General features: G+C 62.4%; 16 protein-coding genes. 11 read left to right on the forward strand and 5 right to left on the reverse strand.

Annotated elements, in window-relative coordinates; translation table 11 throughout:
- The first annotated feature begins 19 nt into the window (after positions 1-19).
- The 4 genes from L0U82_RS19220 to L0U82_RS19235 all read left to right on the forward strand — a co-directional run bounded on the left by L0U82_RS19220 (position 20) and on the right by L0U82_RS19235 (position 3159).
- Positions 20-313, forward strand: a complete 294-nt coding sequence (locus L0U82_RS19220; RefSeq protein ID WP_233833539.1) for a hypothetical protein — start codon at positions 20-22, stop codon at positions 311-313.
- 334 nt (positions 314-647) lie between these two features.
- Entirely contained in the window at positions 648-854 is a 207-nt protein-coding gene (locus L0U82_RS19225) for a CPCC family cysteine-rich protein (protein WP_233837414.1), read from the forward strand.
- A 238-nt stretch (positions 855-1092) separates the two neighbouring features.
- Positions 1093-1404 carry a hypothetical protein gene (locus L0U82_RS19230; protein WP_233833541.1) on the forward strand — a complete coding sequence of 104 codons (312 nt, stop codon included), beginning with the start codon at positions 1093-1095 and terminating at the stop codon, positions 1402-1404.
- Between the two features lie 18 nt (positions 1405-1422).
- Positions 1423-3159 carry a ShlB/FhaC/HecB family hemolysin secretion/activation protein gene (locus L0U82_RS19235; RefSeq protein WP_233833542.1) on the forward strand — a complete coding sequence of 579 codons (1737 nt, stop codon included), beginning with the start codon at positions 1423-1425 and terminating at the stop codon, positions 3157-3159.
- A gap of 171 nt (positions 3160-3330) precedes the next feature.
- Here L0U82_RS19235 and L0U82_RS19240 read toward each other — a convergent pair whose 3' ends face one another.
- From L0U82_RS19240 to L0U82_RS19255, 4 genes are all read right to left on the reverse strand, one after another.
- Positions 3331-3933: a hypothetical protein gene (locus tag L0U82_RS19240; protein ID WP_233833544.1), complete on the reverse strand. Its 603-nt coding sequence runs from the start codon at positions 3931-3933 to the stop codon at positions 3331-3333.
- Positions 3934-4422: 489 nt separating this feature from the next.
- On the reverse strand, positions 4423-5175 hold the full coding sequence (locus tag L0U82_RS19245) for an SDR family NAD(P)-dependent oxidoreductase (protein WP_233833546.1): 753 nt from the start codon (positions 5173-5175) through the stop codon (positions 4423-4425).
- Positions 5176-5229: 54 nt separating this feature from the next.
- Entirely contained in the window at positions 5230-5631 is a 402-nt protein-coding gene (locus tag L0U82_RS19250; protein ID WP_233833548.1) for a DUF3224 domain-containing protein, read from the reverse strand.
- 214 nt (positions 5632-5845) lie between these two features.
- Positions 5846-7108, reverse strand: coding sequence for a multidrug effflux MFS transporter (locus L0U82_RS19255; protein WP_233833550.1), 1263 nt, complete (start codon positions 7106-7108; stop codon positions 5846-5848).
- A gap of 297 nt (positions 7109-7405) precedes the next feature.
- On the opposite strand from L0U82_RS19255, the gene L0U82_RS19260 reads away from it, so the two are divergent.
- The 7 genes from L0U82_RS19260 (at position 7406) to L0U82_RS39890 (ending at position 13845) form a co-directional block, all read left to right on the forward strand.
- Positions 7406-8290: a LysR family transcriptional regulator gene (locus tag L0U82_RS19260; protein WP_233833552.1), complete on the forward strand. Its 885-nt coding sequence runs from the start codon at positions 7406-7408 to the stop codon at positions 8288-8290.
- A 158-nt stretch (positions 8291-8448) separates the two neighbouring features.
- The gene (locus L0U82_RS19265) at positions 8449-9294 is read left to right on the forward strand and encodes a class I SAM-dependent methyltransferase (RefSeq protein ID WP_233833554.1); all 846 of its coding nucleotides are present in this window, start codon (positions 8449-8451) and stop codon (positions 9292-9294) included.
- Positions 9295-9471: 177 nt separating this feature from the next.
- Positions 9472-10071, forward strand: coding sequence for a cytochrome b (locus L0U82_RS19270; RefSeq protein WP_233833556.1), 600 nt, complete (start codon positions 9472-9474; stop codon positions 10069-10071).
- Positions 10072-10154: 83 nt separating this feature from the next.
- Positions 10155-11606 (forward strand): glycosyltransferase family 2 protein, encoded by a 1452-nt coding sequence (locus L0U82_RS19275; RefSeq protein WP_233833558.1) that lies wholly within the window; start codon positions 10155-10157, stop codon positions 11604-11606.
- A 201-nt stretch (positions 11607-11807) separates the two neighbouring features.
- Complete coding sequence (locus L0U82_RS19280) at positions 11808-13037, forward strand: aromatic ring-hydroxylating oxygenase subunit alpha (RefSeq protein ID WP_233833560.1); 1230 nt, start codon at positions 11808-11810, stop codon at positions 13035-13037.
- Between the two features lie 211 nt (positions 13038-13248).
- A complete protein-coding gene (locus tag L0U82_RS39725) occupies positions 13249-13374 on the forward strand; it encodes a hypothetical protein (RefSeq protein WP_267929655.1) in 126 nt (41 codons plus the stop codon).
- A 30-nt stretch (positions 13375-13404) separates the two neighbouring features.
- On the forward strand, positions 13405-13845 hold the full coding sequence (locus tag L0U82_RS39890; RefSeq protein ID WP_233833562.1) for a rubredoxin: 441 nt from the start codon (positions 13405-13407) through the stop codon (positions 13843-13845).
- A 135-nt stretch (positions 13846-13980) separates the two neighbouring features.
- Here the strand turns inward: L0U82_RS39890 and L0U82_RS19290 are convergent, their stop codons facing one another.
- Positions 13981-14835, reverse strand: a complete 855-nt coding sequence (locus L0U82_RS19290; protein WP_233833564.1) for an oxidoreductase — start codon at positions 14833-14835, stop codon at positions 13981-13983.
- Positions 14836-14961 lie beyond the last annotated feature (126 nt).

A 14961-nucleotide genomic window follows, 5' to 3' on the forward strand; every position in this document is an offset into this window, starting at 1 on the left:
CAACCAGTTCTCCATTTAGATGCCCGCGCAGAACTCGGCATTGCCGGGGTGGCTGGTGGCGCTTGGCAAGCTGCCGGGATTCAAGGGGGAAACGGCTGGTAAGGGTGATGGGGTGACCGCCGATCCGGCCACGGAACTTGATCCGACGATCAAGGCTGGTACGTCGATGACGACGCCTTCGGAATCGAGTGTGATCGACGACATCTTCAGGATGCCGCCGGTTGTGGATGTGGCCAAGGGGCTGGTTGACTATATCCGACGGCGGTTAAAGGCAGCGATGGGACGACGTGTGGAGCGGGTAACGCGACGCTGAACAGTGGGAACGGCGACGACGCAAACAGCGGCGACGGCGATAAGAGTACGTTCTGGTCTTCAACAAAGGACAGGACGTCAGTTGAAAATGCCTACGGCCATTCGACGAAACAAGGTGACGAGTTCCCTGAGTATCAAAACTCGGTGCAATACGTTCAGGCAGCGCAGGACTTCCTGAACAATTCACCCGATCGGACGCATACCAAGACACGACCCAACGGCGATACCTTGTATTACGATCAAGCGACGAACACGTTCGCATCAAAATCCAAAGACGGTGCGTCAAAGGCGATGTTCGAACCAGCGGCTGGAATGGGCTACTGGAATAAACAATGATGCAAGAGAAAGGAAGTCGCTTACCGTGCCCATGCTGTGAGAGCCTGACAATTGGTGTACGAGACGATTATGAAATCTGCTCTGTGTGCGGCTGGGAGGACGATCCAGTGCAATCAAGTGATCCCGCATTCGCAGGCGGTGCCAATCGAAGCAGCCTGAATGAGGCCCGTAAACATTGGCAGACGACGAAAACCAAGGTGCATTAAAAGCAAACCAAGCCTTCGAACCGGGTTTGTTGGGATGAAGGAGGCGACAACCGATCACTGTTGCACGTGGTGGATGGTGCACTCATCGGTGGTCTTTGTGGTGGCAGCACCTTTACTGCGTTGGGCAATGGTGACCTGCAAGCGTGACAGTTCTTAACAAAATCACAGCGCATTGCTGTCAGACTTACACCTTGACGCCAGAACCCTCGTCGAAGCAAAAGAGTGATGGCGTAAACGCGTGTCAGGCTCAAACCATTTGCGGGTGCCCGAACCGTCAAAGAAAATCCGCTTTTCCACTGCGGCTCGCAAGTCGACAGCATGCTTCTGGGCCAAAAACGAGAAGCATCGGGTTGCGTCGCATGTTGCACGCAATACGCTGATCGGTGTGCCTCATCGGTACCAATACCTTTATGGCCGCATTTCCCTTGCTCTCCAATTTTTTGCAATTTCGCTGATTGATCGTACGGCAAACCGCAGCAAAAAATTGCTGCGTATCAGGCCATTAAAAAAGCGACAAAAAAACCCGCAAGAGCTACAAAAAGCACAATGAAGAAAGCAGCAAACAAAGATGATTAAAAAGAAAAAGCTCTCACCCATACCCCTCGCGGTCCTCATCCCTCTCGCTGCCCACGCGCAGACCCCACCCGACATAGCAGCCCGCACCAACGCCGAACAACAACAGCAAGTCGAGCAACGGCGCGACGCGCAGCAGCGTGCGACAACGGTCGCGGCACCTGTCGTACGTTCAGCAGCTCCCACGCTCGGCGAATGGCCCGTACTGCCCACCGAGACGCCATGCTTTCCTATCGACTCATTCGATGTCGAAGTGCCGGACACACTGCCCAACGCGGCCCATGTAAAAGGCGCATCCGCGCTGCCAATGGACCCGTTCTCGTTCCTGCATGACTGGCTGCGCCATTACGAAGGCCAATGCATCGGCAAACAGGGCATCGACATACTGACGAAGGGTCTGCAAGCCGTCATCCTGAGCCGCGGCTACATCACGACGCGCGTTCTATTGCCTGCACAGGACCTATCGAAGGGCACGCTGAAATTTGCCCTCATACCGGGCGTTATCCGCGATCTCAAGTTTGCCGACGAGTCCACACGCGGCACATGGAGAACCGCCTTTCCCACACGTGATGGCAACACGCTCCAGCTACGAGATCTCGAACAGGGACTGGAGCAAATGAAGCGCGTCCCCAACCAGGACGCGACGATGCAGATCATTCCCGGCGATGCTCCCGGCGAAAGCGACGTGGTGATTTCCGTCAAGCGCTCGCAGCCATGGTCACTCGCCGTCTCTGCCGACAACTCAGGCACGAACGAAACCGGCCGCTACATCGGCAACGTGAAGCTAGGCCTCTACAACCCGCTCGGCCTGAACGACATTCTCTCCGCCGGCTTCAACCAGGATTTGCAGTTCGGCAATCACGACCTCGGCACACACGGCTGGAATGCCTCGTATTCGGTGCCGTGGGGTTACTGGACCGGCACGCTGTACGGCTACACAAATACGTACTACCAGCAGATTGCCGGGGTCAACACGGTGTTCAACGCGAGCGGCAATGCCCAGACGGCGGGTCTGAAACTCGAGCGCGTATTTCACCGCGGCCAGAACGACGTTAGCGGTATCGAATTCCAGCTTATCAAGCGCTTCGGTGCGAGCTTTATCGAAGATACCGAAATCAAACAGCAGCAGCGCGACAACACGTTCATCGAAGCAGGCCTGACTAATCGCCATTACTTCGGCGCGGCGCAGTTCGACGGAACATTGGCCTACCGTCAAGGTATCGGCGGGCTCGGCGCGCAGCCCGACACCCCGGGTGGCCCGACCTATCGCTTCCATATGGCGACGCTCGATGCGAACCTGTCGGTGCCATTCAAGGTTGCCGGGCAATCGTTGCGTTATGTCGCGACCGTACACGGCCAGTTCACCAACGACGAGCTGAACTACATCGACGACCTGACTATCGGCAGCCGCTACACGGTACGCGGCTTCAGCGGTCAGACGATGCTTGCGGCAGAGAAAGGCTTTTACTGGCGCAACGAGTTGCAGATGGCGCTCGGCGCAACGGGCCAGTCTATCTACGCAGGCGTAGACTATGGACGCCTGTGGGGACCGTCCACCGCAAATCTTGCGGGCACGCAACTCGCGGGTGCGGTACTCGGTTTGCGCGGAGGCGTGCCCGGCCGCTTCGGCGCATACAGCTACGACGTGTTCATCGGTACGCCGATTTACGCGCCATCGGCTTTTCCCGCGCCAAGTGTGACGCTGGGTTTTCAGGTAACCGCTCAGTTCTAGGTCTCAAAGAGATGTGCCGTGCGCGCTCGCGTATTGCCGCTTCCTGTTCGCGACCAATGCAATGACGCCACTGCGTCGATGATTGTGTTCGCACCCGTCGTCATCAGCGAACGAAACGATCAGCGCGGCGAAGACTTCAAGCATGAAGCCATCCGCCGCGCCAGCACTCCACTACCGGAACCCATAAATCAGAATCTTCTTCCCTTCAAAGCTCTCCTGCACTCCCTGTACGCAATTCGATGGACAGCTATAGCCGTCCGGAGTCGATGCGGCCGACGGGATACTCGCGCGATAGACAACGGATTTGACCAGCGTCCCGTCGTCGGTGACGACGATGTTCAGGTCGGTCTCGACGCCGGCCGGCACCGGACCTCCGGCGGTATAGACGATCGACATGGTGCCGGTGCAATCCGAGTTCACCGTATAGCTACCGCTCTGATACGGATTGAAGGTCGTTTGGCCGCCTTTCGGCACGCCGTTGATGCTGCCGAAATCGGTGCGCGTAAATTTGCCCCTGCCGTCGAACGTTACGAGCGCAACGTCATCGAGAATCGACTGGTTGGCGAACGGATGCAGCACGTTGTTCGAGTCCAGCAAGCCGAGAATCTCTCCGTGACCGATAAACCCATACGGGCCTCTTAGCGTTGCGTTCGAGCAAAGCCCGCCACCGCCGCCACCGCGACCACCACCATTGCCATCAGCCTGCGCGGCACCACTCAGCAACAGAAGCGCAACTGCGGTTGCGGACAAAACGCTTGAATGCGAGATCTTCATCGTCATCTCCTGGTTAGCAAACCAGGCGCCAGACATTGCGGCGTGCGGCGGCCGATCGGCCACCGGGATCGGGCGCCCGATTCAAACGAACGGAATGAATTGGAAATGGCCGCGGTGATACCTGGCTACTGCCGCGTCGAAGGACATGCGATGGGAGAACGAGGGGCCGCTGGCGCGGCCGGCTGTTCCCGGGTGCGAGGCGAGAAAGCCCAGGCGTGGGCCAAAGTTGTGAATGACGAAACGCTGTCACCGGGCAGCCGTTTTTCGCCCGGTGTTGGCGGACACATGCGGAGGGGGCACGAAATCCGCGCAATGGTGACTTCGTGAGTCAGCCATGCTTTAAGGTCGCATGGCTAGAACGAGTGTAGTTCACGCTCTTAGCCGTGACCTGATGAATATCGGACAAAAGCGAGGCACATTCAGATCGCGCGATGCGAATTGTCGCGCGCTATTACCGGGTTGCAGAGTGATTCGCGTGGCGGCCAATCACTACGTCAGATTCAAGCCGCCGTCCGAAAGCAGAATCTCGCCCGTCAGATAGTCCGACGCGACCAGCATGGCGACTGCTTGAGCGATATCTTCCGGACTCGCGGCCCGTCGCATCGGCGAGGGTTCCTTCCAGACTCGCTGCGCGTCGGTCCAGTCCGCCGTGAGCGGCGTGTCCACGAGGCCCGGCGCAACGGCATTCACGCGGATCTCCGGCGCGAGCGAAAGCGCGAGTAAACGCGTGACGTGATTCAGCGCCGCCTTGCTTGCTGCGTACGGAATCGATGCGCCCTTGGGCCGCACGCCTGCGTGCGAACTCACATTGACGACGCAGCCGGGTCTGCCGCGCGCGGCGGCTTCACGCAGTGCAGCCTGTGCTTCCGTTACCAAACGGAATGGCGCAATGACGTTGACCTCGTGGAGTTCCTGCCAGATCGCGGGCGTGGCTGCCTGCAGATCCGCGTGCGGGATCACGCGGCTGATACCCGCGTTGTTCACGAGCACGTCGAGCCGCCCCCATATCGCGATGGTCTCACGGATGAGCCTGACCCGATCGGCGTCGATCGCCAGATCCGCCTGCACGTATGCAGCGGAATCAAACTGCTTCGCTAGCGCGAGCCCCTGTTCTACCGAACTGCGCGAGTGCAGGACGATCGAAAATCCCTCTTTGGCGAGGCGCTGGGCAATCGCGTAGCCGATGCCGGAAGTCGAGCCCGTCACGAGCGCAACGGGTGCAGTGGTCGATGATGCGGTCATGAATTGAGCAAACGAATGGAGCCTGCGGAAAAAGACCTACAACCGCCCGGCGTTTCACTCCGCAGGCAAACGATAAGCGAACTCATACGAGTGCGTGCCATCGACTATTTGAATGCTGAACTCACCTTCGATACCGGTCAGCTCTCCCGTACCCGAGTCCGGCACCACAGTGACGGAAAGCGACGAAGCCCCGCGATTCATCACGCCGACGTGATGGAGCACGAACGTGCCCGCTTTGCCCGCGAGCGTGCCGCTGACCTGCTCGATTGCCACATAGGCCGCCGAGCCCTTGACGTTCGTCATCGCGCTCAGCATTTGCCCTTTCGTGGTCGCGGCGAGATCGCCGAATATCTGCTTGTCGATTGTCATGCGGCCGAGTTTCGCGTCGGCGTCCGCGTTTTCGAACGGCATCGGTTGAAGCGAAACGACGAAGGTGCCCTTGGCGGTGTGTGTCATCGGAATCTCTCCTTGAACGGGGCGGCGGCAAATCCACGGGATCGGCAACGCCGGTAGTCGAGCCGATATGGCTGCGCGTGTGAAACCTAGCACACGTTGCTGTCAGGAAGCAGCACGCGCGTTGCCGCTCGCGCCAAACGCATCGACAAAATCGCGACGCTGCGGCCATGCGGCCGCTATAACGCGATGCCCATCCCGATGACACCCCACACGCTTACGCAGCCTCGCCGCCAGCACGCGCCACTGCAGCCGGCTGCGACTGCGCAAGATGGCGCAACAGCTTCGTCACCATCACGACCACGACGAACGCGAGAATCACGAAGAACACCGCGAGCGGCGTCAGAATCTGCACCGACACGAAGCCGGCAAGGCCCATCATCGCCGACGACACCAGCAGCAGCGCGCAGCCGAGAATCGCGCTCGTCAGACCCGCGATGTGCGGGAACAGCGAATTGCCCTTGGCCATCAGCGTCGGATACATTGCGCCCGCGCAGAAGCCCATCACGAGCACCGGCGTGGCGAGCGTCCACACGCGCAGGCCGACGGTCAACGCGAGCACGAGCATCACGACCGATGTGGCCGCCATCACGCGCGCGCCGATGCGCAGGCGTTGCTCGGCGCCCGGCAAACGCCGCCCATGCCAGCGATTGGACAGGCCGCCGAGGAAGTACATCATGCCGATGCCGAGCGCGAGGTAGCCGAAGAAGGTCGGCGGCTTATGCAGTGTGGTCTGCACCATGAACGGCCCGATGATGTTGAACACCAGCAGGATGCTGTAGCACAGGCCCTGCGCGAGAAAGCAGCTCTGGAACACCGGGCTCGACAGCACCTTGCGTGCGTTCGCGATCAGCGTGCGCGGCTCCAGATGCACCCGCTGCCGCAACGTCTCGCGATAGCGCCACACGATGATCCACATCACCACCGAGTAAATCAGCAGGAATACGAGGCACGAGCGCCAGCCGAACAGTGTCTGCAGATGCGCGCCGATGACAGGCGCGACGATCGGCGCGATTCCCCACGCGATCGACATGTACGTGAACGCGTGCAACAGCGCGTGGCCGGCGAAGGTGTCGGTGATGATTGCCTTCGCAAGCAGGTTGGTGGTCGCGATGCCGAGGCCTTGCAGCGCGCGAGCGAAGAGGAATGTTTCGAGATTCGGCGCGGCCAGCGACAGCAGGCAGCCGATCGTAAAGACGACTAGGCCGAACGCGAGTACCGGCTTGCGGCCGTAGGCATCGGCGATCGGGCCGAAGATCAGCTGGCCGAACGCATAGGCGGCCATATAGCCGGTGACGCTCGTCTGGATCGCCTGCGGCGAGGTGGCGAAGTAACGCGCCATCGCCGGCAGCGCGGGCACGTAGATGTCGATGGCGAGTTGTCCGGCGGAAGCGAACAGGCAGATCATGAACAGCAGGAAGCGCGGCGAGTTCGGAGTGGCGGCGGACGGTGCGGCTTGATCGGCGGTGGCGTGGGTCATGACTGCATGTAAAGGGGATTCTGGCGGCGCCGCTTCGGCGTGTTCGGGTAGCGAACGGAAAAACGCGCGGGCGCCCGGCATTATCGCCGGGTTTCGTGTTCGGGGTATTGCGGGAGGCGGCATTTCCCTGCTGCGGGAATGGATTGCGGATATCCCGGTAGCGCGGCCGCCAGACCGCGGCCGGGCGTTTGATAGTCGCATTGAAAAACCAGCGCCGCCATCTTCCATCCGCGCGTAAGATTGGAAAAGTTGAGTTGACTGACCTGAAGATTCAGTTTTTCTGACCGACGATATCCGATGAGAGAAATCAGCCTCGATCGCCTGCGTACCCTCGTTGTCATCGCCGAACTGGGCTCGTTCGCCGAGGCCGCGCGTGTCCTGCACCTCGCTCCGCCAACGGTGAGTCTGCATATTGCCGATCTCGAGAGCCGTATCGGTGCTCCGCTGTTGTCGCGCAAGCGCGGGCAGGTGCGGCCATCGGCGATCGGCGAAACGCTGGTGGCTTATGCCCGTCAGTTGCTGACCAATGCCGAACAGGCGCTCGAAGACGTGCGGCGGCAGGCGGAGGGCCTGGGCGGACGCGTTCGGCTTGGGGCGTCCACCGCGGCGATCGCGAATCTGTTGCCGCAAGCGTTGGAGAAGCTGGCCGCGGAGCATCCCGGCATCGACGTGCAAATCGCCGTACTGACCTCGCAGGAAACGCTCGGCAAACTCGCGGACGAATCGCTCGACGTCGGCATCGTGGCGCTGCCTCAGGCGCCGATCAGCGGACTGTCGATCGAGCGCTGGCGGCGCGACCCGGTCGTCGCATTCCTGCCGGCGAACTGGCAGTGCCCGGCTCGTATCACGCCGCAATGGCTCGCGGCCAGGCCGCTGATCCTCAACGATTCGAGCACCCGGCTCGCGCGCTTGACGACCGAATGGTTCGTCGCCGCGGGCCAGCATCCGACGCCGCGTATCCAGCTCAACTATGCGGATGCGATCAGGAGTCTCGTGGCAGCGGGATACGGCGCCGCGCTGCTGCCGCAGGAGGGCGGCAGCGCGGTTCCCGACGCGCGCGTGCAGACGCGCCCGCTGCGTCCCGCGTTATGGCGGCAACTGGGGCTCGCATATCGCGCGGGGACGACGGAGCGTCCGACGCGGCATGTTCTCGACGTGCTGCGAAGCCTGCGGTTGAGCTAGCCGTCTTTCATTCAGTTTTCGACGCACCTTTCGCAATCGCATCAGCCGCAGCACGTTGCCCGCGAAACTGCGTCAAAGTTGTCGACGCGCAGATAATGAGCGCTCGAACTCCACGCGTGACTCCCTCTTCGCCCTCATCGCCATCCGACGGAACCGCCATGACCGCTCCAGTCTCTCCGATCCCCAACCGCTTCAAGGACACCGCCGCCCACTATCTGACGGGCCGCTCCGCCTACTCTCCGCAACTGATCCGGCGCGTCGCGCAGTCGTGTGAGCTGAGCGGCTCGCATCGGCTGCTCGATCTCGGTTGTGGGCCGGGGCAGTTGTCGCTGGCGTTTTCGTCGTGGGTCGGTGCCGGTCTCGCGCTCGATCCCGAAGAGGAAATGCTGCGCACCGCGGCCAGCCTGGGCGCGGGTCTTGCGCCGAATATCGAATATCGCCGCGGCGCTTCGTACGATCTGTCGCCCGCGCTCGGACAGTTCCGGCTCGTGGTGATCGGCCGCGCGTTTCACTGGATGGACCGGCTCGACACGCTCGCGCGTCTGGATGCGCTGATCGAGCCGCACGGCGCGCTGGCGTTGTTCTCAACGTCGCTCGTCGTCAATGCACCGATCGCGTGGCTCGCGCCTTATCGCGCGCTGCTGGAGGAATACGCGAGCGATGATGTCTCGCGAACGCAGCGCAAGGCCGAAGGCTGGGAGAGCCACGACGTGGTGCTCGCGAAGTCGGCGTTTTCAGCGCTCGAACGGATTTCGGTCATCGAGACGCGGCGGGTGTCGGCCGAAACGCTGCGCGCGCGGGCGTTGTCGATGTCGAGTCTGTCGCGTGAACGGCTCGGTGCGCGGCTCGATGAACTGCTCTCGCGTATCGATCAACTGGTCGAAGCTCACGTAAGCGCTGATGGCTGGCTCGACGAGCGCGTCGAATCGATCGCGTTGATCGCGCGGCGGCCGCTGGGAGCGTTGCCGGGCCATGCCGCACACGCGGTAGCCGAAATCAACTGAAACACGCGTTACATGCCGGAAGGAATAAACCCGCACACATGGGCGTTAGGCTGGTACAGGACGCGCAGTGATTCGCGCAGCGGGCTCGTTTAGGGGCTATGCCGCGCGGTCCACTTCACGCAAACGGATTTTCAAACACCTTTCGCGGCACTTATTGCCTTCGCAAACGGAACAACCATGAACACTCGTGCGGACACCCTTACCGATTCGACCGCTGCCGCGTCACCGCAGCGTTACACGCGCACCGCGATGGTGCTGCACTGGCTGATCGCGCTGCTGATCATCGTCAACGTCGCGCTGGCGCTCAGTGCGGATTCGCTGTCTGATGACTGGGCACGCCGCGTGATCGACACGCACAAGTCGATCGGCATCACGGTGCTCGGGCTCGCGCTGCTGCGCATTCTGTGGCGCGTGTCGCACAAGCCGCCGCCGTTGCCGCGCGAGTTTCCGTCGTGGGAGAAGATCGCCGCGCATATCGCGCATTTCGCGTTGTATCTGCTGATGATCGGGCTGCCGCTGTCCGGCTGGCTGCACGACTCCGCGTGGAAGGATGCGGCCACGCACCCGATGCACTGGTTCGGGCTGTTCCAGTGGCCGCGCATCGGCTACGTGATGAATCTCGATCCGACGTTGAAGGAAAGCCTGCACGACCGCTTCGGCGCGCTGCATACGTGGCTCGGCTATGCGCTGTATGCGTTGCTGGCGATGCATATCGGCGGCGCGCTCAAGCATGAATGGATCGACCGCAAGTCGGTGTTGAAGCGCATGAAGCCGTGAGCCGCGGCGCGGTTCCATTCATGTACTCACGCATCGAACGTCCTTGCTTTCCAACCGTAATTTCGACGAATCCGGCAATCGTTGTGAACAACACTCTTGAACAGGCATTGGCTCTCGCCTCGCCACGCATCCTGCCGCGTCGCTCGACATTGGCGAGCACGCTGATCCACTCCAGTGTCGTCGTGCTATGGCTGCTGCTCTTTGCACGCGCTTTCTTTCTGCGCGGTGCGCTCGCGTGGTCGACCGGCATTGCGTATGTCGTGTACGACACGCTGCTGCTGATCTTCGTCACGTGGAAGTCGTTGCCGCTGATGCGCCGCACGCAGCCGCTCGAAGCCGACTACGAGCAACGCGAATTGCCCAGCATGGGCGTGATCGTCGCGTCGCATAACGAGGCGGCGGTGCTGCCGGTGACGCTCGCGGCGCTGCTGCGGCAAACGCATGGCCCGGCGCAGATCGTCGTCGCCGATGACGGCTCCACTGACGCCACCGCTGAATTGCTCACTGCGCGCTTCGGTCTCACGCCAGCCGCCGACGGCGTGTTGAGCGCGCCTAGTTCGCTTTATCCGAATCTGTTCTGGCTGCGCGTGCCGCACGGCGGTAAGGCACGCGCGCTGAACGCCGCGATTGCCGTGATGACGACGGACACGGTGATGACCGTCGACGCCGACACGCTGCTCGACGACGACGCGACCTACGCGATGCGCGCGGCGTTCGCAGGTGAGCCGAAGCTGGTCGCGGCGGCCGGCATCCTCACGCCGGTCTGCGGCAAGTCGGTGTCGGGCCGGGTGTTCCAGTGGTTCCAGACCTACGAGTACATGCGCAATTTCATCGCGCGTTTCGCGTGGATGCGCGCGGACAGCCTGCTGCTGATCTCCGGCGCGTTCGCGTCGTTTCGGCGCGATGCGCTCGTCGTCGTCGGCGGCTTCGATCCGCAATGCCTCGTCGAAGACTACGAGCTGATTCACCGGCTGCGTCGCTACTCGGTCGATCACGGCCTCGGCTGGGATGTGCGTGTGGTCGGTGAAGCGCATGCGCGTACCGATGCGCCCGATAACCTTGCGAGTTTTCTGCGGCAGCGCCGCCGCTGGTTCGCGGGCTTCTTGCAGACGCAGTACTGGAATCGCGACATGACCGGCAATCCGCGCTACGGCACGCTCGGCAAGCTGATGCTGCCGATCAAGGCGTTCGACACGATGCAACCGATCTACGGCCTGACCGCGTTCGCGTTGCTGCTCGGCTTCCTGTTCGGCAGGCACGGCGCGATCGTCGTGTCGATCTTCAGCGTGATCGGCCTGAAAACGGCGCTCGACCTCGCGTTCTATCTGTGGAGTATTCATCTGTACCGGCGCTGGACGGGCGAGCGCAGCGGCAATAGCCTCGGCATGGCGATGCTCGCGGCCGTCGCCGAGCCGTTCTCGTTCCAGCTCGCGCGCCACCTCGGCGCCGCGCTCGGGTGGCTGCAGTTCTTGCGCGGCGGCAGCGTGTGGGGTGTGCAGCGTCGCACCGGTCTCGTCGCAAGCGATGAACAGTGAGCGCTGAGCGTCGGGCGCAGGTCATTTTTTCCGCGGCAACGTAAAGCGAAGGTAGCGCCTTCACGCGGGCACGCGCGTGAAGGCGCTACGGGCTGCAAGCAGACCCGGGCGGGGGCCGCTTCGAGTAGACTGGCGGGACGCTGCCGGCCTCGACATGCAGGGCGGCAACCTTCCATTCGCTGGTGCCCGGAGGTTTGACCTATGCATGCTGTTCCCCCGCTTGAACAAGACCTCGCCGACGCAGCCGACAACGCGGCGACGGCTGCTCAGGCGGCCTCACTGAATGCCTTTTCCTCTTCTTCCTCCTCCGCATCGCAAACCGGCGCGCCGGTGCGCGATCTGCGCCGCGTCGGCATTCATCCGGACTACTGGTATCCGCTCGCCTGGTCGCATGAGGTGAAGCGCGGCAAGACGCACGGCGTGACTTTCGCCGGCGAGCCGATCGTGCTTGCGCGCACTGAAAGCGGCAAGGTGTTCGCGCTCGAAGACCGCTGCGCGCATCGGCAGGTGCCGTTGCATCAGGGTGTCGTCGATGGCGAATCGATTCGCTGCGGTTATCACGGCTGGACCTACGACTGCTCGGGCAAATGCATCGATGTGCCGTATCTGGGCCGCGAGCGTTTGCCGAACGGCGTGCGTTCATATCCGTGTCAGGAAATCGAAGGGTTGATTTTCGTGTTTCCGGGCGATGCGGCGCTCGCCGAACAGCGGCCGTTGCCGAGTTTCGGTTCGGTGTCGGATCCGAAGTACAAGACGCGCCGCTTTGGCCGCCCGGTCGATTGCCACTATTCATTCATGCACGAGAACCTGATGGACATGAACCATCAGTTTCTGCATCGCCGGCAGATGGGCAAGATGCGCGCGCGTTCGGTCGGACGGCGGCGCGGCGAGGGCTGGGTCGAGGTCGACTACACGTTTGCGCGCATGGAGGGGCAGCAGCCGATCGGCGAGGCGATCGTGTTCGGCCAGAATCGCAAGACCGGCGGCAATAACGACAAGGACGTGATGACGATCCGCACCGAGTATCCGTACCAGACGCTGCGGATCCGCAATGCGGAGCAGACGCTCGTGATGGACCTGTGGATCGTCTACGTGCCGCTCGATCGCGAGCAGCGCAGCAACCGCACGTTTGGCCTGCTGTCGATCCGCAAGCCCGGCATCCCGGGCGTGATGAACCTGCTGTGGCCGCTGCTGGTGTGGTTCACCGAACGCATCTTCAAGGAGGATCGCGAGATCGTCGAGGCGGAGCAGCGCGCGCATGACTCGCAGGGCGCGGACTGGAATCACGAGGTGTTCCCGGTGATCAACGAACTGCGCGCGCTGCTGCGCGAATGCGGCGAGCAGGATCAGGTGGTCGGCAAGGGGATGGGCGATACGGCGGTGATCCGCTTCTGGGATTCGCGCCAGGGCAGTCCTTTGGCGAAGACCTGAGCGTTTGGCGCTGTCGAGGCCGGCGTTGCGCGCCGGCCGTACTTTCCCGTTCTGCCGGAATTAATCCATCTCCCCACCGTAGACAATTCGCCGCGCGCGAGCGGCGATAATGTCGCGACGCACCGGATTGCGCGCGAGTTTGCGCCAATCGACAGGCGTGTCACACGCACCCGTGTACCATTGCGCTTTTTCTCAACTTCAACAAACTTCCGTGACTACGCAACAAACCCCCGCCAACTCGCGTAAATCCCTCACTTTGCTGCAACTGCTTGGCCTGATCGGTGTCACCGCGCTGATCGCGTCGATTGCGCTGAATCTGCTGCTCCAGGCCCGCTAAGGCGTCGGTCTCGTCGATATTCCGATTGCCATGTACAAGAAGGGCGTAGCCGTAGAAATCCAGTTTTCCCCCGAGCGACTCAACGACGGCGCGGGCGATCCGTACTGGATCGATCTGACGCACGATGAGGCGCGGCGCCTGCTCGAAAGCCTGCAGGCGCGGCTCGCCGGGACCGGCAGCGGCACGGTCGCGCCGCTCGTCGTCAGTCTCGACGCGACGCCGCGGACTGCCGCGCCGCACGCGGAAGAAGCCGAACATGCGGAAGCAGCGCTGGCGGCATCCGCCAGCAACGCCGCCTCCGACGATTTCAAGCAATGGGTCTGCGTGATCTGCGGCTGGATCTACGACGAAGCCGCTGGTTTGCCCGAGGAAGGGATCGCGGCGGGCACGCGCTGGGCCGATGTGCCGGCCGACTGGCGCTGCCCGTTGTGCGACGTGGGCAAGGACGAATTCGCGTTGGTGGAGTTCTGACGCGAGCTGGCGGAGTTCGAAGCGCCGGCCTTCACATTGCTACGGCGACCGGCCGGCTTGCGGTTACGATCGCGGGCGAAAGGCTCCACGCTGCCGCGAAGCCTAACGCCTAAGCCCCTGCCTTAGAAGCTGTCCTTACGCTCCGCCTTGCGGAAAATCCGCGCCCTCGGTGGTCGACTTCCACGTGTCGAAGTCTTTGCGCATGAAATCGAGCTTCTTATAGGCGAGGTCCAGCGCGGCCTTGCCGAGCAGCAGACGCAGCGGCGGCTGGTCCGACAGCGCGGCATCGATGATCGCCTGCGCGGCGCGCACCGGATCGCCCGCCTGATTGCCGCTGCGCGCTTCGGTCTGCTTGCGGCGCTCGCCGGCCGTCGACGCATAGGCGTCGATCACCGTGGCCGACTGCTTGATCGACGGACCGGCCCAGTTGGTGCGGAACGGTCCCGGCTCGACGATCAGCACGTCGATGCCGGGCGGCTTCACCTCGATCGCGAGCGATTCCGACAGTCCTTCGACCGCGTATTTCGTGCCGTGGTAGTAGCCGGTCGCCGCGAAACTCGTAATGCCGCCGATCGACGACACATTGACGATCAGGCCGCTGCGCTGCTCGCGCATGACCGGCAGCACCGCCTTGGTGATATCGATCAGACCGAATACGTTGGTCTCGAACATCGCGCGGACTTCGCTGTCCTCGCCTTCCTCGATCGCCGCCAGATAGCCGTAGCCCGCGTTGTTGACCAGCACGTCGACGCGGCCGAAGTGGCGCTTCGCCTGCTCGACCACCGTGTCGATCTGCGCGCGGTTCGTCACGTCGAGCGGCAGCACCAGCGCGCGCTCGCCGTGTCCTTCGGCGATGTCTTTCACTTTCGATGCATCGCGCGCGGTGACGACCGCGCGCCAGCCGCGTTCGAGCACGAGCTTCGCAAGCTCGCGGCCGAAGCCGGTCGAACAACCTGTAATCAGCCAGACGGGATTGTCTCGATTCATCATTTGGGAGGCTCCTGTTGATGGTCTACGACGTTTGACGACGCCGATACGGCGCGAACGCGCAGCGTGCGCAAAGCGCGTCGGTGATCGGTGTACGGGTGGTGATGCAGCGTGAAGCGTGCCCGGGCT

This window comes from Paraburkholderia sp. ZP32-5 (genome assembly GCF_021390495.1).
Classification (GTDB): Bacteria; Pseudomonadota; Gammaproteobacteria; order Burkholderiales; family Burkholderiaceae; genus Paraburkholderia.